Genomic DNA, 17,540 nt, shown 5'->3' with positions numbered 1-17,540 from the left:
ACACAACAAGAAGGGATCAGGCAGGGAGAACGACGACGAAGCGCTGCGGCTCCTCGCCCTCGGACTCGCTGCGCAGCCCGGCGGCGGCGACCGCGTCGTGCACGACCTTGCGCTCGAACGGCGTCATCGGGTCCAGCTTCACCGGCTGCTTGGTGGCCTTCACCTGCTCCGCGGCCTTCGCACCCAGCTCGGCGAGCTCGGTGCGCTTCTGGGCGCGGAAGCCGGCGATGTCCAGCATCAGGCGGCTGCGGTCACCAGTTTCGCGGTGCACGGCCAGACGCGTGAGCTCCTGGAGCGCCTCCAGCACCTCGCCGTCGCGGCCCACGAGCTTCTGCAGGTCGCGGCTGCCCGAGTCACTGATGATCGAGACCGCGGCCCGGTCCGCCTCGACGTCCATGTCGATGTCGCCGTCCAGGTCGGCGATGTCGAGCAGACCCTCGAGGTAGTCCGCTGCGATCTCACCCTCCTGCTCCAGGCGGGTCAGGGTGTCGCCACCCTCGGCGGCGGCGGAGGTGGTGCCTTCCGTCACGGATGGACTCCTTCTTACTTCTTGGAGGACGGGTGCTTGGGCCGCTGCTGGCCCTTGCGCTGTCCGGACTTGGCCTGGCGGGTGGTGCCGGAGTTCGCCCGGCTCGGCGCCTGGGGCTTGGACTCCGTGGTCGAGTCCTGCGGCTTCTTCTCCAGCGAGGTGGTCGCCTCGGCGGAGTCCTCGGCCTTGTGCCCGCCCGACTGACGCTGGGCCTTGCTCTGACGCTTCGGCTGCTGCCGCTTCACGGTGGCCGCGCCCTCGGCCTCGGCCGCGACGGTGTCGCTCTTCACCACGGTGCCGTCCGCCTGGGCCGCGAAACCGGCCTTCGACAGACCCGTGAAGAAGCGGCGCTCGTTGTCGTTGCGGTCGCTGCCCTTGGCCACGATCAGCTTGACGATGTTCTTCCGCCGGCGACCGCGGACCTCACCGTGGTGCGTGACGCTCTTCAGCAGGCGCTGCAGGTACGCGTCCTGGGCCTTGCTTCCCGGAGTCGGGTTCTGGTTGATCACGTACATCTGCTGGCCCATGGTCCACACGTTGGTGGTCAGCCAGTAGACGAGGACACCGACGGGGAAGTTGATGCCCATGACGGCGAAGATCAGCGGGAAGATGTACATGAGCATCTTCTGCTGCTGCATGTACGGCGTCTTGACCGAGAGGTCGACGTTCTTCGTCATCAGCTGGCGCTGCGTGAAGAACTGCGAGGCCGACATCAGGACGATCATGATCGCGGTGACGATGCGGACCGAGGTGAGCGACGCGTCGAGCGCGGCGACCTCAGCGGCGCTGTCCGTGAACTTCGAGGCCAGCGGAGCGCCGAAGATGTGCGCCTGACGGGCGCTCGCCAGCAGCGACTCGTTGATGACACCGATGGTCTTGCCCTCGGCGATGTGCGACAGCACCGAGTACAGAGCGAAGAAGAACGGCGACTGCGCCAGGATGGGAAGGCACGAGGAGAGCGGGTTGGTACCCGTCTCCTTGTACAGCTTCATCATCTCTTCGGACTGACGCTGCTTGTCGCTCTTGTAGCGCTCCTGGATCGCCTTCATCTTCGGCTGGAGCGCGGCCATGTTCCGGGTCGACTTGATCTGCTTGACGAACAGCGGGATCAGGCAGATCCGGATCAGCACCACCAGGGACACGATGGACAGGCCCCAGGCCCAACCCGTGTCAGGGCCGAAGATCGCCCCGTACATCGTGTGGAACTGGACGATCACCCATGAGACAGGTGTGGTGATGAAGCTGAACAGATTGGCAATCGTGTCCACTAATCAGGCTCCTTGAGCATTGGGCGAGGTCTCTGCGGCCGGGCTCTTCTCGGCGGAGGACCCGCCCTTGTCGCCGCGCAGGGCGTTCCGCAGCAGTTCGTGCCAGCGCGGACGCTTGCGCGGGGGTACATGGTCCACACCGCCCGGCGACCACGGATTGCACCGCAGGATGCGCCAGGCGGTCAGGGCCGTGCCCTTGATCGCACCGTGCCGGTCGATGGCCGTGAATCCGTAGTGGGAACACGACGGGTAGTACCGGCACACCGGACCCAGCAGCGGGCTGATCGTCCATTGGTACAGCTTGATCAGAGCCAGCAGCGGGTACTTCATCGCGTGCCCCCTCCCAGCAACCGCTGGAGAGCGGCGTCCAGGTCTCGGGCCAGCTGCGTGTGATCGGCGTCGCCCGCTCCGGGCAGCGCCCGTACAACCACCAGGCTACCGGGGGGCAGCTCGGCCAGCCGGGCGCGGACCAGATGGCGAAGACGTCGCTTCACCTGGTTGCGGACGACCGCACCACCCACTGCCTTGCTCACGACGAAACCCGCACGCGTCGGGGGAGCGCTCTCCCCAGGCGCGTGCGGGTCCGTTGCACCGCTGCGTAGATGGACGACGAGGAACGGGCGGCCGGCCCGGCGTCCTCGGCGTACCGCGGTCGCGAAGTCCTCGCGCCGCCTCAGCCGATTCTCGGAAGGCAGCACGTCATGACCTGTTAAGGCAGATCAGGCGGACAGCTCTGCGCGACCCTTGGCACGGCGGTTCGCCAGGATGGCGCGGCCGGCACGGGTACGCATGCGCAGGCGGAAGCCGTGGGTCTTCGCGCGACGACGGTTGTTCGGCTGGAAGGTGCGCTTGCTCACTCGGGGGCTCCAGAAATGATTCGTTGGTGGCGGGACATCGCCTGGCTGTCACCGTGCGCCCACGAGTAGCTCGCAATACGCCCGAGTGCACCGCTACACGATCACTGACCGTGATCTTTGCCCATCGGAGGCAGGCGGCAGCAGCCATCGACAACTCGACCTGGTTACGGTACGCGCGGCTACGCCATCCGGTCAAACCGGCCCCACGGCGGGGCCCGATATGCACAGGCTGTGGACAACAACTTGAACCACGTCAGCCGCCCCGACTACCGTGGCTGAACTCCTGAATCTTTTTCCGTTCTGTCCTTACCTGTCCTGACGGACACCGGACGGACCCCTACCTACCGTCCCGAGAACCACACATTCGTGGGACCAACGAGGAAGCGTGCCCCGTGGCTGACGTACCTGCTGATCTTGCCGCAGTGTGGCCACGCGTGCTCGAGCAGCTCCTCGGAGAAGGCCAGCAGGGCATCGAGCCCAAGGACAAGCAGTGGATCGAGCGGTGCCAGCCTCTCGCACTCGTGGCCGACACCGCACTTCTCGCCGTCCCCAACGAATGGGGCAAGCGAGTTCTCGAGGGCCGGCTCGCGCCGCTGATCAGCGACACCCTGAGCCGTGAATGCGGCCGGCCGATCCGGATCGCGATCACCGTCGACGACTCCGCCGGCGAACCGTCCGGCCCGCCGGCCCCGCCCGTCCAGCAGCCCCAGCACCCCCGCTACGACGACCGCGGGACCACCGAGCCGTACGACAAGTACGACGGCGGCTACGGACACCGGCCCTCCGGCGACGACGGACTGCCGTCCGTGCGCCCGGCCTACCCGGACTACCAGCAGCAGCGCCCCGACCCGGGCTCCTGGCCGCGCACCCAGGAGGACCTCTCCTGGCAGCAGCCGCGGCTCGGCGGCTTCCCGGAGCGCGAGGCCCCGGCGGAGCAGTGGCACGAGCCCTACGGCAGCCGCGCCCCGCAGCCCCAGGCGCCGCGCTACGACGAGCGGCCCGCGCCGTACGAGCAGCCGCGGCCGGAGCGCGCCGACCTGCCCGAGCCGCACGGCCCCGGACAGCCCCAGGCGCAGCCCGGCCAGGGCCCGCGGCACGGCGGCGGATCCGGCGGCGGCCAGCCTGGCCCGGCCGGAGAGCAGCACGCGCGGCTGAACCCCCGGTACCTCTTCGACACCTTCGTCATCGGTTCCTCGAACCGCTTCGCCCACGCCGCCGCGGTCGCGGTCGCCGAGGCGCCGGCGAAGGCGTACAACCCGCTCTTCATCTATGGGGAGTCGGGACTCGGAAAGACCCACCTGCTGCACGCGATCGGGCACTACGCCCGCAGCCTCTACCCGGGCACCCGGGTGCGGTACGTGAGCTCGGAGGAGTTCACGAACGAGTTCATCAACTCGATCCGCGACGGCAAGGGCGACGCCTTCCGCAAGCGCTACCGCGATGTGGACATCCTGCTCGTCGACGACATCCAGTTCCTCGCGAGCAAGGAGTCGACGCAGGAGGAGTTCTTCCACACCTTCAACACGCTCCACAACGCGAACAAGCAGATCGTCCTCTCCTCCGACCGGCCGCCCCGGCAGCTGGTGACCCTGGAGGACCGGCTGCGCAACCGCTTCGAGTGGGGCCTGACCACCGACGTGCAGCCGCCGGAGCTGGAGACGCGGATCGCCATCCTCCGCAAGAAGGCGGTGCAGGAGCAGCTGAACGCCCCGCCGGAGGTGCTGGAGTTCATCGCCTCGCGGATCTCACGGAACATCCGTGAGCTGGAGGGCGCACTGATCCGGGTGACCGCGTTCGCGTCGCTCAACCGGCAGCCGGTGGACCTCGGGCTGACCGAGATCGTCCTCAAGGACCTGATCCCCGGCGGCGAGGACTCGGCACCGGAGATCACCGCGACCGCCATCATGGCGGCGACGGCCGACTACTTCGGGCTGACGGTGGAGGACCTCTGCGGATCCTCGCGCAGCCGGGTGCTGGTGACGGCGCGCCAGATCGCCATGTACCTCTGCCGGGAGCTGACCGACCTCTCGCTGCCGAAGATCGGCGCGCAGTTCGGCGGCCGCGACCACACGACCGTCATGCACGCGGACCGGAAGATCCGGGCTCTGATGGCGGAGCGGCGCTCGATCTACAACCAGGTCACGGAGCTCACCAACCGCATCAAGAACGGCTGACGCCGGCCGTCTGTACGGCTCTCAGGGCGCCTCGGGACACCGTCCCGGGGCGCCCTTCCGTATGCCCGGTCGACGCGTGGCACCTGTGTACGAAACCGGGCTGTTCGAATACGGGGCGCTGGGGCAAGGTTCTCCACAGAAGTGGGGACGATCTTCCGTCCACAGCCTGGGGACTGCCAAGTTGTCCAGATTATGTCCACAGGTCCGGTGGGGGAAAGATCATCGCAGCAGGTCAGGTGGCTGTGGATTTGTGATCAACCAGGTTCCACAGACTGTGGACGAATCTTCCGTCCACAGGAGGCTCGTCGAGTTGTCCACCGGCAGCCCACAGGCCGGGCCAGCTTGTCCCCAGGTTTCCCACACCTCTGTCCACTGTTCGGCAAGGAAACACCCGTCATCACCGGGTCGAGTGAAAGCCGTCACATCGAGGGAGACGGTTTGGCTGTGGGGAACGTGGGGAAAGCTGGGGACAGCGCTGGGGAGAAGTCCATGCCGCCTGTGCATGGGGTGTGCAGAACTTTCGGGTGTCCACAGAACCCCCTAGTTGTCCACCGGTGTCACCCACAGGGGCAGTGGACAAAAAACCGGGTCTGACCTGCGTGGATGGCGTTATCCACGGTTTCCACAGGCCCTACTACTACTCCCACTTAGAGTTACCGGGAAATCCGCTTCGAAGTGGGTGCTGTGCACAACTCGACGCCGGACCGCCGGGTGCCGCTTGTCGCGACTTGACCCCGAGCCGCACCGAGTGTCGGTGGCGTACGTCAGACTGGTTCCCGCCAGTCGACGAAGAGCCAGCAACAGCAGGAGGCGGTTCCGGTGAAGATCCGGGTGGAGCGCGATGTACTCGCGGAGGCGGTGGCCTGGGTGGCCCGGAGCCTCCCGGCCCGTCCGCCGGCGCCCGTACTCGCTGGCCTTCTGCTGAAGGCCGAGGACGGCGCGCTGAGCTTCTCGAGCTTCGACTACGAGGTCTCGGCCCGTGTCTCCGTGGAGGCCGAGGTCGAGGAGGACGGAACCGTCCTGGTCTCCGGCCGCCTGCTCGCCGACATCTGCCGCGCCCTCCCCAACCGTCCCGTGGAGATCTCCACAGACGGTGTACGGGCGACCGTGGTCTGCGGCTCCTCCCGCTTCACCCTCCACACACTGCCTGTGGAGGAGTACCCGGCGCTGCCGCAGATGCCGACGGCCACGGGCACCGTCCCCGGTGAGGTCTTCGCCTCCGCCGCGCAGCAGGTGGCCATCGCCGCCGGCCGCGACGACACGCTGCCCGTCCTGACCGGTGTGCGCATCGAGATCGAGGGCGACACCGTCACGCTGGCCTCCACCGACCGCTACCGCTTCGCGGTCCGCGAGTTCCTGTGGAAGCCGGAGTCCCCGGACGCCTCCGCGGTCGCCCTGGTGCCCGCGAAGACCCTGCTGGACACGGCCAAGGCGCTGACCAGCGGCGACACGGTCACCCTGGCGCTCTCCGGCTCCGGTGCGGGCGAGGGCCTGATCGGCTTCGAGGGCGCGGGCCGGCGCACCACCACCCGCCTCCTGGAGGGCGACCTCCCGAAGTACCGCACGCTCTTCCCGACCGAGTTCAACTCCGTCGCGGTGATCGAGACCGCCCCGTTCGTCGAGGCCGTCAAGCGTGTGGCCCTGGTCGCCGAGCGGAACACGCCGGTGCGGCTGAGCTTCGAGCAGGGCGTGCTGATCCTGGAGGCCGGCTCCAGCGACGACGCACAGGCTGTGGAGCGCGTCGACGCGCAGCTGGAGGGCGACGACATCTCGATCGCCTTCAACCCGACCTTCCTGCTGGACGGCCTGAGCGCGATCGACTCCCCGGTCGCCCAGCTGTCGTTCACCACGTCCACCAAGCCCGCGCTGCTGAGCGGCAAGCCGGCCGTGGACGCGGAGGCGGACGAGGCGTACAAGTACCTGATCATGCCGGTGCGGCTGAGCGGCTGACGCCGCTGACCGGGGCGTCGACTGAGCGGCTGACCCCACAGGTGTGCACGCGGGTCCGGGCGTAGGCTCGGACCCGGGTACAACCGCACACGACGCTTAAGGAATCTCTGATGGAGCTCGGTCTCGTCGGTCTCGGCAAGATGGGCGGCAACATGCGTGAGCGCATTCGCCGCGCAGGTCACACCGTCGTCGGATACGACCGCAATCCGGACCTCGCGGATGTCCACAGCCTGGAAGAGCTTGTGGGCAAGCTCAAGGGTCCGCGCGTCGTGTGGGTCATGGTCCCGGCCGGTGCCGCGACCCAGTCCACCATCGACGAGCTGGCCGAGCTGCTCTCCCCCGGCGACATCGTCGTGGACGGCGGCAACTCCCGCTGGACCGACGACGAGAAGCACGCCGAGGAGCTCGCCGCCAAGGGCATCGGCTTCGTCGACTGCGGCGTGTCCGGCGGCGTCTGGGGCCTGGAGAACGGCTACGCGCTGATGTACGGCGGCGACGCCGAGCATGTGGCGAAGGTCCAGCCGATCTTCGACGCGCTCAAGCCCGAGGGCGAGTTCGGCTCGGTCCACGCGGGCAAGGTCGGCGCGGGCCACTTCGCGAAGATGGTCCACAACGGCATCGAGTACGCGATGATGCAGGCCTACGCCGAGGGCTGGGAGCTCCTGGAGAAGGTCGACTCGGTCACCGACGTGCGCGAGGTCTTCCGGTCCTGGCAGGAGGGCACGGTCATCCGTTCCTGGCTGCTGGACCTGGCGGTCAACGCGCTGGACGAGGACGAGCACCTGGACAAGCTGCGCGGCTACGCGGAGGACTCCGGCGAGGGCCGGTGGACCGTCGAGGCCGCCATCGACAACGCGGTGCCGCTGCCGGCGATCACCGCCTCGCTGTTCGCGCGGTTCGCCTCGCGTCAGGACGACTCCCCGCAGATGAAGATGATCGCCGCGCTGCGCAACCAGTTCGGCGGCCACGCGGTCGAGACGAAGAAGTAGTCCACAGGCTGTGCACCCGGCGGTGCACAGCAGCCGGGGGAAGGTCGGCGCACACCATGCACGTCACGCATCTGTCGCTGGCCGACTTCCGCTCGTACGCCCGGGTCGAGGTTCCGCTCGATCCGGGCGTCACCGCGTTCGTGGGAGCGAACGGGCAGGGCAAGACGAATCTCGTCGAGGCCGTCGGCTATCTCGCCACGCTCGGCAGCCACCGGGTCGCCTCGGACGCGCCGTTGGTGCGGATGGGGGCGGACCGGGCGATCATCCGGGCCGCCGTGACCCAGGGCGAGCGGTCGCAGCTGGTCGAGCTGGAGCTCAACCCGGGGCGCGCCAACCGCGCCCGGATCAACAGGTCCTCGCAGGTCAAGCCGCGTGACGTGCTCGGGATTGTACGGACGGTGCTGTTCGCGCCGGAGGACCTGGCACTGGTGAAGGGCGATCCCGGGGAGCGCCGGCGCTTCCTGGACGAGCTGATCACGGCTCGTTCGCCGCGTATGGCGGGCGTGCGGTCCGACTACGAGCGGGTGCTCAAGCAGCGGAACACGCTGCTGAAGTCCGCGGCGATGGCCCGGCGGCACGGTGGGCGGTCCATGGACCTGTCCACCCTCGACGTGTGGGACCAGCACCTGGCCCGGGCCGGCGCGGAGCTGCTCGCCCAGCGGCTGGACCTGATCGCCACGCTGCAGCCGCTGGCGGACAAGGCGTACGAGCAGCTGGCGCCGGGCGGCGGACCGATCCTGCTGGAGTACCGGCCCTCAGCGCCCGGCTCCGGGCACACCCGCGAGGAGCTGTACGGGCAGCTGATCGCCGCGCTGGCGGACGTGCGCAAGCAGGAGATCGAGCGCGGCGTCACGCTGGCCGGGCCGCACCGCGACGAGCTGCTGCTCAAGCTGGGCGACCTGCCGGCGAAGGGCTACGCGAGCCACGGCGAGTCCTGGTCGTACGCGCTGGCGCTGCGGCTGGCCTCGTACGACCTGCTGCGGGCGGAGGGCAACGAGCCGGTGCTCGTCCTCGACGACGTGTTCGCCGAGCTGGACGCGCGGCGGCGCGAGCGGCTGGCGGAGCTGGTGGCGCCGGGCGAGCAGGTGCTGGTGACGGCGGCGGTGGACGACGACGTGCCGGGGGTACTGGCCGGGACGCGGTACGCCGTGGCCGGCGGAGCCGTGGAACGGGTGTGACGGTCATGACGGGTCCGAACGACGAGACTTCCCCACAGCCTGTGGACAGCCCCGCGGCCCCCGAGCCCTCTGGTGTGGATCTCGCCCGGGTCGCGCTGCGCGCCGCGAAGGAGCAGGCGAGGGCGCGGGGCGCGGCGGCGCAGCAGAAGAAGCAGGCCCGGCGCGGCGGTGGGCTGCGTTCCGGCGCGCACGCGGACGGACGCGACCCGATGGCGCTCGGTTCGGCGATCAACCGGCTGATCACCGAGCGGGGCTGGGAGACGCCGGCGGCGGTCGGCGGGGTCATGGGGCGCTGGCCGCAGATCGTCGGCGAGGACCTCGCGAAGCACTGTGTGCCGCTCCGGTACGACGAGGAGCCGGACGCGCGGGAGCTGACGGTGCAGTGCGACTCGACGGCGTGGGCGACGCAGCTGCGGCTGCTCGCGCCGCGGCTGGTGGCGCGGCTGAACGAGGACCTGGGGCACGGGACGGTGCGGGTGATCAAGGTGCTCGGGCCTTCGGCCGGGCCGCGGCGGGGGTACGGGGCGTTTCGGGCGCCGGGGTCCGTGGGGCCGGGGGACACGTACGGGTAGGGCGCGGTCGGCCGGGCTTTTCAAGTGCGGCGCCGTCATGGTGCCGGTTCTGGCAGCTGGGGCGGAGGCGCCCGCGAAGGCGCCGTTCCGTTGTGCCCACCCTCCCCCAAGCTCTCGGCTTCGCTCGAGCAGGGGCCCCCATCGCCCCAGCGGAACGTATGCCCACAACGGCGGAAGCAACCGCCCACAACGGGGGGTCACGCTCCGAAGCGCTCGGTGGCCGTCAGGGGCCTCTGGAGCCCCTTCCCGTATATGGGGAGTCGTCTCGCTCCCGCTCAGGGCGGCACATGCGCATTCAGGTACCGGCAAACCCCCATGACTGTCCGTGGTACCGGTAGACTGGAAGACAATCCCGCCACCCAGCGGAACATGTCGAACGACGCAGCCGCTCCCGTATGCCCGGAGAACGGCCTGTGCTGTGCCAGAAAGGGCGCTTCGTGGCCGATTCCGGCAACCCCAACGAGAACACTCCGTCCGCCAACGCTGCGTCGTACGACGCCAGCGCGATCACCGTCCTCGAGGGTCTGGACGCAGTCCGCAAGCGCCCCGGCATGTACATCGGCTCGACCGGTGAGCGGGGACTGCACCACATGGTGCAGGAGGTCGTCGACAACTCCGTCGACGAGGCCCTGGCAGGGCACGCGGACACCATCGACGTGACGATCCTCGCCGACGGCGGCGTACGGGTCGTCGACAACGGCCGAGGCATCCCGGTGGGCATCGTCCCGTCCGAGGGCAAGCCGGCCGTCGAGGTCGTGCTGACCGTGCTGCACGCGGGCGGCAAGTTCGGCGGCGGCGGCTACGCGGTCTCCGGTGGTCTGCACGGCGTCGGCGTCTCCGTCGTGAACGCCCTGTCCACCAAGGTCGCCGTCGAGGTGAAGACCGACGGCTACCGCTGGACGCAGGACTACAAGATGGGCGCCCCGACCGCGCCCCTCGCCAAGCACGAGGCCACGGAGGAGACCGGCACCTCGGTCACCTTCTGGTCCGACCCGGACATCTTCGAGACGACCGAGTACTCCTTCGAGACGCTCTCGCGCCGTTTCCAGGAGATGGCCTTCCTCAACAAGGGCCTGACGATCGTCCTCACCGACGAGCGCGAGTCCGCGAAGGCCACGGTCGGCGCCGACGACCCGGACGCCGAGGCGGCCGCCGAGCCCGCCGCCCGCACGGTGAAGTACCACTACGAGGGCGGCATCGTCGACTTCGTGAAGTACCTCAACTCGCGCAAGGGCGACCTGATCCACCCCACCGTCATCGACGTCGAGGCCGAGGACAAGGAGCGCATGCTCTCGGTCGAGATCGCGATGCAGTGGAATTCGTCGTACTCCGAGGGCGTGTACTCGTTCGCGAACACGATCCACACCCACGAGGGCGGTACGCACGAGGAGGGCTTCCGCGCCGCGCTGACGACGCTCGTCAACAAGTACGCGCGCGACAAGAAGCTGCTCCGCGAGAAGGACGACAACCTCACGGGCGACGACATCCGCGAGGGTCTGACGGCGATCATCTCGATCAAGCTCGGCGAGCCGCAGTTCGAGGGTCAGACGAAGACGAAGCTCGGCAACACCGAGGCGAAGACCTTCGTCCAGAAGGTCGTCCACGAGCACCTCACGGACTGGTTCGACCGGAACCCGAACGAGGCCGCGGACATCATCCGCAAGGCCATCACGGCCGCCACCGCGCGCGTCGCGGCCCGCAAGGCCCGTGACCTGACCCGCCGCAAGGGTCTGCTGGAGTCGGCGTCCCTGCCGGGCAAGCTGAGCGACTGCCAGTCGAACGACCCGACGAAGTGCGAGATCTTCATCGTCGAGGGTGACTCCGCCGGCGGCTCGGCCAAGTCGGGCCGGAACCCGATGTACCAGGCCATCCTGCCGATCCGCGGCAAGATCCTGAACGTCGAGAAGGCGCGGATCGACAAGATCCTGCAGAACACCGAGGTCCAGGCGCTGATCTCGGCCTTCGGCACCGGTGTGCACGAGGACTTCGACATCGAGAAGCTCCGCTATCACAAGATCATCCTGATGGCGGACGCCGACGTCGACGGCCAGCACATCAACACCCTGCTGCTGACGTTCCTGTTCCGCTTCATGCGGCCGCTGGTCGAGGCGGGCCACGTCTACCTGTCCCGTCCGCCGCTGTACAAGATCAAGTGGGGCCGGGACGACTTCGAGTACGCGTACTCGGACCGCGAGCGCGACGCGCTGGTCGAGCTGGGCAAGCAGAACGGCAAGCGGATCCGCGAGGACTCGATCCAGCGCTTCAAGGGTCTGGGCGAGATGAACGCCGAGGAGCTGCGCGTCACCACGATGGACGTCGAGCACCGGGTGCTCGGCCAGGTCACCCTGGACGACGCGGCCCAGGCCGACGACCTGTTCTCGGTGCTGATGGGCGAGGACGTCGAGGCGCGTCGCTCGTTCATCCAGCGCAACGCCAAGGACGTTCGCTTCCTCGACATCTGAGTCGGTCTCAGCTGACCGTACGAAAGGACTGACGACCAGCAATGGCCGACGAAAACACCCCGACCGGGACCACCGAAGAAGAAGAGCCGGTGCTGCGGATCGAGCCCGTCGGGCTCGAGACCGAGATGCAGCGCTCGTACCTCGACTACGCGATGTCCGTCATCGTGTCCCGCGCGCTGCCCGACGTACGGGACGGCCTCAAGCCGGTCCACCGGCGCGTGCTGTACGCGATGTACGACGGCGGCTACCGGCCCGAGAAGGGCTTCTACAAGTGCGCCCGCGTCGTCGGCGACGTCATGGGTACGTACCACCCGCACGGCGACTCCTCGATCTACGACGCGCTCGTCCGCCTCGCCCAGCCGTGGTCGATGCGGATGCCGCTGGTCGACTCCAACGGCAACTTCGGCTCCCCGGGCAACGACCCGGCGGCCGCCATGCGCTACACCGAGTGCAAGATGGCGCCGCTGTCGATGGAGATGCTCCGCGACATCGACGAGGAGACCGTCGACTTCACGGACAACTACGACGGCCGGAACCAGGAGCCGACGGTCCTGCCGGCGCGCTTCCCGAACCTGCTGGTGAACGGCTCGGCCGGTATCGCCGTCGGTATGGCCACCAACATCCCGCCGCACAACCTGCGCGAGGTCGCGGCCGGCGCCCAGTGGGCGCTGGAGCACCCGGAGGCCACGCACGAGGAGCTGCTCGACGCGCTCATCGAGCGGATCAAGGGCCCGGACTTCCCGACCGGCGCGCTGGTCGTGGGCCGCAAGGGCATCGAGGAGGCGTACCGCACCGGTCGCGGCTCCATCACGATGCGCGCGGTGGTCGAGGTCGAGGAGATCCAGAACCGCCAGTGCCTGGTGGTCACGGAGCTTCCGTACCAGACCAACCCGGACAACCTGGCGCAGAAGATCGCCGACCTGGTGAAGGACGGCAAGATCGGCGGCATCGCCGACGTCCGTGACGAGACCTCCTCGCGGACCGGTCAGCGCCTGGTCATCGTCCTCAAGCGGGACGCGGTCGCCAAGGTCGTCCTCAACAACCTGTACAAGCACACCGACCTGCAGACGAACTTCGGCGCGAACATGCTGGCGCTCGTCGACGGCGTGCCGCGCACCCTCTCGCTGGACGCGTTCATCCGCCACTGGGTGACGCACCAGATCGAGGTCATCGTCCGCCGGACGAAGTTCCGGCTGCGCAAGGCCGAGGAGCGCGCCCACATCCTGCGCGGTCTGCTCAAGGCGCTGGACGCGATCGACGAGGTCATCGCGCTCATCCGGCGCAGTGACACGGTCGAGGTCGCGCGCGAGGGCCTGATGGGCCTGCTGGAGATCGACGAGATCCAGGCCAACGCGATCCTGGAGATGCAGCTCCGCCGGCTCGCCGCCCTGGAGCGCCAGAAGATCATCGCCGAGCACGACGAGCTCCAGGCGAAGATCAACGAGTACAACGCGATCCTGGCCTCGCCGGAGAAGCAGCGGACCATCGTCAGCGAGGAACTGGCGGCCCTGGTCGACAAGTTCGGCGACGACCGCCGTTCGAAGCTGGTGCCGTTCGACGGCGACATGTCCATCGAGGACCTGATCGCCGAGGAGGACATCGTCGTCACCATCACGCGGGGCGGCTATGTGAAGCGGACGAAGACCGAGGACTACCGCTCGCAGAAGCGCGGCGGCAAGGGCGTGCGCGGGACGAAGCTGAAGCAGGACGACATCGTCGACCACTTCTTCGTCTCGACGACGCACCACTGGCTGCTGTTCTTCACGAACAAGGGCCGGGTCTACCGGGCCAAGGCGTACGAGCTGCCGGACGCCGGCCGGGACGCGCGCGGTCAGCACGTCGCGAACCTGCTGGCATTCCAGCCGGACGAGCAGATCGCCGAGATCCTCGCGATCCGCGACTACGAGGCGGCGCCGTACCTGGTGCTCGCCACGAAGGCCGGTCTGGTGAAGAAGACGGCGCTGAAGGACTACGACTCGCCGCGCTCCGGCGGCGTCATCGCAATCAACCTGCGCGAGCGGGAGGACGGCAGCGACGACGAGCTGATCGGCGCGGAGCTGGTCTCGTCCGAGGACGACCTGCTGCTGGTCAGCCGGAAGGCGCAGTCGATCCGCTTCACCGCCACGGACGACGCGCTGCGGCCGATGGGCCGGGCCACGTCGGGCGTGAAGGGCATGAGTTTCCGCGAGGACGACGAACTGCTCTCGATGAACGTCGTCAGGCCGGGTACTTTCGTCTTCACCGCCACCGACGGCGGGTACGCGAAGCGGACCCCCGTCGACGAGTACCGCGTCCAGGGTCGCGGTGGCCTCGGTATCAAGGCCGCCAAGATCGTGGAGGACCGCGGTTCGCTCGTGGGCGCGCTGGTGGTCGAGGAGACGGACGAGATTCTCGCCATCACGCTGTCGGGCGGTGTCATTCGTACGCGCGTCAATGAAGTCAGGGAGACCGGCCGTGACACCATGGGCGTCCAGCTGATCAACCTGGGCAAGAAGGATGCCGTGGTCGGCATCGCTCGCAATGCCGAGGCGGGCAGCGAGGCCGACGCGGTCGACGGCGAGGACGCCGAGGGCGTCGAGGCCGCGGACGGTGTCGAGACCGCTGGCGCGGTCGAGGCCGCCGAGGGCACGGAGTCCTCGGCCGGGGAGCACGAGGAGTAGAGCGTGAGTGGAGCCATGGGCGCCGGGCCGGCCGCTGCCGGAGCTGCCGCTGGAGCGAACGGCGCCCGTGGCCCCGCCACGGACTCTCAGGGGGTCGGTGTGTCATACGGCAACAACGGGCCGCTGCCCGGTGAGCGGGCGGCCGCGCCGGCGGCGCAGCCGTACCACCCGCCGCAGGCGTACGCGGGCCAGGAGGGCCAGCAGGGCCCGCAGAGCCAGGGCGGTACCTCGGGTTCGGGTGTGCGGGTGCCGCGCACCGGGGCGCGCACGACGCCCCGTACGCGCAAGGCACGGCTGCGGGTGGCCAAGGCCGATCCGTGGTCGGTGATGAAGGTGAGCTTCCTGCTCTCCATCGCGCTGGGCATCTGCACGGTCGTCGCGGCGTCGGTGCTGTGGATGGTCATGGACGCCATGGGCGTCTTCTCCACGGTCGGCGGGACGATCAGCGAGGCGACCGGCTCCAACGAGTCGAACGGCTTCGACCTGCAGTCGTTCCTGTCGCTGCCGCGGGTGCTGGTGTTCACCTCGGTGATCGCCGTGATCGACGTGGTGCTGGCCACGGCGCTGGCGACGCTGGGCGCATTCATCTACAACCTGTCGGCCGGCTTCGTCGGCGGCGTCGAGCTGACGCTGGCGGAGGACGAGTAGTCGCCGGTGGGGGCCCTCCCGGAACCGATTTTGGGACTGGCCCCCACGTGCGCTAATCTTCAGGAGTCAGCGCGCGGGACACACACCGCAAAGCGCGGCGGGGCTATAGCTCAGTTGGTTAGAGCGCATCCCTGATAAGGATGAGGCCACAGGTTCAAATCCTGTTAGCCCCACAGACAATGATCGGCCCGGACGGAACTTACCGTCCGGGCCGATCGTTTTACCGCCGTGAGCCCAACGGGCTCCGCCCGGCTCTCAGGTAGGTCACCGATCGGTATCGGTCGGTGTGTATAGTCGGGCGCCAGAAGTCCTCATACGTCAAGGAAAGACGAGGTCGCGCGGTGAAGAAGCTTCTCCTGGTCGCACTGGCCGCCATCGGCGGGCTCCTCGTGTACCGCCAGATCCAGGCGGATCGCGCCGAGCAGGATCTGTGGACGGAGGCGACCGACTCCGTGCCCGCAGGTTCGGGTGTGTGAGACGCGCACAGTCTGCCGACGGAACCCCGGCCGCTCTTTTCGAGCGGCCGGGGTTCCGCTGTTTCAGGACCGTGACAGCGATCCCCTTGAGTTCGCCTACGCAAATGATTAGCTTGCAGGGGCAAAGTTGCGTGGTCACGGTCAAGGGGGACACGAGTGGGACCGGGGCGGGCAGCTGCGTTCCGAAGCGGAGTTCGCCGACGAGCCGACCCCGACTGATCGGGACGATTCGCCCGGCCGCGCAGACAGCGGAGGGACGGGCGGGGCAGGATGGACCGGCACCGCGGCCGCCGCTGTCGCGGGCGGCGCGGTCTTCCTGATCGCGGGAGCGGTGCTCGTACTGGTACGGCGCAGAACGGCGAACCGGACGACGGCCCGGACGACGATCACGGAGACGACGAGGAGAAGCGCGTGAGGACGCAGCGCACCCGGGGAATGCGCGGCACGGGCCGCACGGCCGTGGCCGCGGTGGCGGCACTGTGCGCGGTCGCCGGGCTGCCCGCCCAGGCCCGGGCGGCCGAGAGCCCGTACACGTACGACAACGCCGCCCAGCGGGTGAAGGGCGCGGCGACGACGACGGACTCGGCGCAGCTGAAGCCGGGGTCGGTGTACCGGGACACCATCAAGAAGGACGGCAAGGTCTACTACCGCGTCGATCTCGACGGCGAGCACAACGCCTACGTGTCGGTCGTCGTGGTGCCGCCGCCCGGCGGCAAGGCCGAGTACGGCGACGGGGTCAAGGTGAGCCTGCAGGACGGCTCCGGCTCCCAGTGCAGTTACGAGGACGCGCAGTTCGGCTCGGCCGGCTACACGCGGCCGATCACCGCGTACGTGGAGCGGGCCATCGACCCCGACGGCGGCAGCAGCTGTCAGTCGCCCGGCGCGTACTACGTGCTGGTCGAGCGGACCAGCAAGTCCACGTCCACGCCCCAGGACTGGGGCCTGGAGATCCGCCATCTCACCGAGCCGCGCCTGAAGGCCGCCGGCCCGACCAAGGCACCCGAGAGCTGGCCGTCCGCCTCGCCCCAGCCGCCCGCCGGCGGCCCGAAGAAGCGTGCCGGCGGCACCAGCTACTACGACGCCCCCGCTCTGCGCGAGGGCGAGTGGCGCGACGACATCAAGCCCGGCCAGACGCTCTTCTACCGGGTGCCGGTCGACTGGGGCCAGCAGATCTTCGCCACCGCCGAGTTGGGCAGCGCCACGGCGGGCGACGAGTACGTCGGCAACGCGCTCGTGCTGTCGCTCGACAACCCGGCCCGCGGGCACGTGTCCGAGCAGACGCTGGGCTACTCCGGGAAGCAGGCGACGCTGGCGCTGGAGCCGCAGCCGCCGGTCACGTACGAGAACCGTTTCGACTCCGACACCAGCACCAGCGCGATGCGGTTCGCCGGCTGGTACTACCTGTCGGCCACGCTCAGCCCGGAGGTGGTGGCGGAGTACGGCGACAAGCCCGTGCCGCTGACGCTGCGGGTGAACGTCACCGGGCAGGCGAACGAAGGCCCCGGGTACGACGGGGACGCCGGGCCGTTCGCGGTGACCGACGACGACCAGGACGCTGCCGCCAGCGGGCAGAGCGGCTCGGACGCGGACGCCACGAGCGGGACGATGAAGCTGGTCGCGGCGGCCGGGATCGGCGTCGGGGTCGTGCTGCTGCTGGGCCTCGGCGGCTGGACGCTCGTCGCGCGGCGGCGGGCGTCGCGGACGCCGGCGGAGCCGGCACAGTACGGGCCGCCGAACTCCTGGTAGCCCAGGGCCGGCCACACGGCAGCCGGCCCGG

At 69.0% G+C, this 17,540-nt stretch carries 15 protein-coding genes and 1 tRNA gene; 11 read left to right on the top strand and 5 right to left on the bottom strand.

Annotated features, from left to right (window positions below; genetic code table 11):
• Window positions 1-16 precede the first annotated feature (16 nt).
• From R2D22_RS18395 to rpmH, 5 genes are read right to left on the bottom strand one after another with little or no spacing between them, the layout of a single operon-like run.
• The gene (locus R2D22_RS18395; protein ID WP_318104892.1) at window positions 17-529 is read right to left on the bottom strand and encodes a Jag family protein; all 513 of its coding nucleotides are present in this window, start codon (window positions 527-529) and stop codon (window positions 17-19) included.
• A gap of 14 nt (window positions 530-543) precedes the next feature.
• Entirely contained in the window at window positions 544-1,797 is a 1,254-nt protein-coding gene (gene yidC, locus R2D22_RS18390) for a membrane protein insertase YidC (protein ID WP_318104890.1), read from the bottom strand.
• 3 nt (window positions 1,798-1,800) lie between these two features.
• Window positions 1,801-2,127 (bottom strand): membrane protein insertion efficiency factor YidD, encoded by a 327-nt coding sequence (gene yidD, locus R2D22_RS18385; protein WP_318104888.1) that lies wholly within the window; start codon window positions 2,125-2,127, stop codon window positions 1,801-1,803.
• Window positions 2,124-2,495, bottom strand: a complete 372-nt coding sequence (gene rnpA, locus R2D22_RS18380; RefSeq protein ID WP_318104887.1) for a ribonuclease P protein component — start codon at window positions 2,493-2,495, stop codon at window positions 2,124-2,126. The genes yidD and rnpA overlap by 4 nt, the downstream gene beginning before the upstream one ends.
• Window positions 2,496-2,516: 21 nt before the next feature.
• Window positions 2,517-2,654, bottom strand: coding sequence for a 50S ribosomal protein L34 (gene rpmH / locus R2D22_RS18375; protein ID WP_046908686.1), 138 nt, complete (start codon window positions 2,652-2,654; stop codon window positions 2,517-2,519).
• Between the two features lie 392 nt (window positions 2,655-3,046).
• On the opposite strand from rpmH, the gene dnaA reads away from it, so the two are divergent.
• From dnaA to R2D22_RS18320, 11 genes are all read left to right on the top strand, one after another.
• Complete coding sequence (gene dnaA / locus R2D22_RS18370; protein ID WP_318104882.1) at window positions 3,047-4,828, top strand: chromosomal replication initiator protein DnaA; 1,782 nt, start codon at window positions 3,047-3,049, stop codon at window positions 4,826-4,828.
• 819 nt (window positions 4,829-5,647) lie between these two features.
• Entirely contained in the window at window positions 5,648-6,778 is a 1,131-nt protein-coding gene (gene dnaN / locus R2D22_RS18365; protein ID WP_318104881.1) for a DNA polymerase III subunit beta, read from the top strand.
• A gap of 110 nt (window positions 6,779-6,888) precedes the next feature.
• Window positions 6,889-7,767 carry a phosphogluconate dehydrogenase (NAD(+)-dependent, decarboxylating) gene (gnd, locus tag R2D22_RS18360; RefSeq protein ID WP_318104880.1) on the top strand — a complete coding sequence of 293 codons (879 nt, stop codon included), beginning with the start codon at window positions 6,889-6,891 and terminating at the stop codon, window positions 7,765-7,767.
• A gap of 56 nt (window positions 7,768-7,823) precedes the next feature.
• Window positions 7,824-8,945: a DNA replication/repair protein RecF gene (recF, locus tag R2D22_RS18355; RefSeq protein WP_318104879.1), complete on the top strand. Its 1,122-nt coding sequence runs from the start codon at window positions 7,824-7,826 to the stop codon at window positions 8,943-8,945.
• A 5-nt stretch (window positions 8,946-8,950) separates the two neighbouring features.
• Window positions 8,951-9,517, top strand: coding sequence for a DciA family protein (locus tag R2D22_RS18350; protein ID WP_318104876.1), 567 nt, complete (start codon window positions 8,951-8,953; stop codon window positions 9,515-9,517).
• Between the two features lie 413 nt (window positions 9,518-9,930).
• A complete protein-coding gene (gyrB, locus tag R2D22_RS18345) occupies window positions 9,931-11,979 on the top strand; it encodes a DNA topoisomerase (ATP-hydrolyzing) subunit B (RefSeq protein ID WP_318104874.1) in 2,049 nt (682 codons plus the stop codon).
• 41 nt (window positions 11,980-12,020) lie between these two features.
• Window positions 12,021-14,639: a DNA gyrase subunit A gene (gene gyrA / locus R2D22_RS18340; protein ID WP_318104872.1), complete on the top strand. Its 2,619-nt coding sequence runs from the start codon at window positions 12,021-12,023 to the stop codon at window positions 14,637-14,639.
• Between the two features lie 15 nt (window positions 14,640-14,654).
• The gene (locus R2D22_RS18335; protein WP_411977147.1) at window positions 14,655-15,287 is read left to right on the top strand and encodes a DUF3566 domain-containing protein; all 633 of its coding nucleotides are present in this window, start codon (window positions 14,655-14,657) and stop codon (window positions 15,285-15,287) included.
• Window positions 15,288-15,386: 99 nt separating this feature from the next.
• Window positions 15,387-15,460: transfer RNA gene (locus R2D22_RS18330), tRNA-Ile, on the top strand.
• A gap of 168 nt (window positions 15,461-15,628) precedes the next feature.
• Window positions 15,629-15,763 carry a DLW-39 family protein gene (locus R2D22_RS18325; RefSeq protein ID WP_003958712.1) on the top strand — a complete coding sequence of 45 codons (135 nt, stop codon included), beginning with the start codon at window positions 15,629-15,631 and terminating at the stop codon, window positions 15,761-15,763.
• 435 nt (window positions 15,764-16,198) lie between these two features.
• Complete coding sequence (locus tag R2D22_RS18320) at window positions 16,199-17,509, top strand: hypothetical protein (RefSeq protein ID WP_318109851.1); 1,311 nt, start codon at window positions 16,199-16,201, stop codon at window positions 17,507-17,509.
• Window positions 17,510-17,540 lie beyond the last annotated feature (31 nt).

Origin of the sequence: Streptomyces sp. HUAS YS2, assembly GCF_033343995.1 — a bacterium.
GTDB lineage: Bacteria > Actinomycetota > Actinomycetes > Streptomycetales > Streptomycetaceae > Streptomyces > Streptomyces solicathayae.
This window is presented reverse-complemented; position numbering and strand designations above follow the sequence as displayed.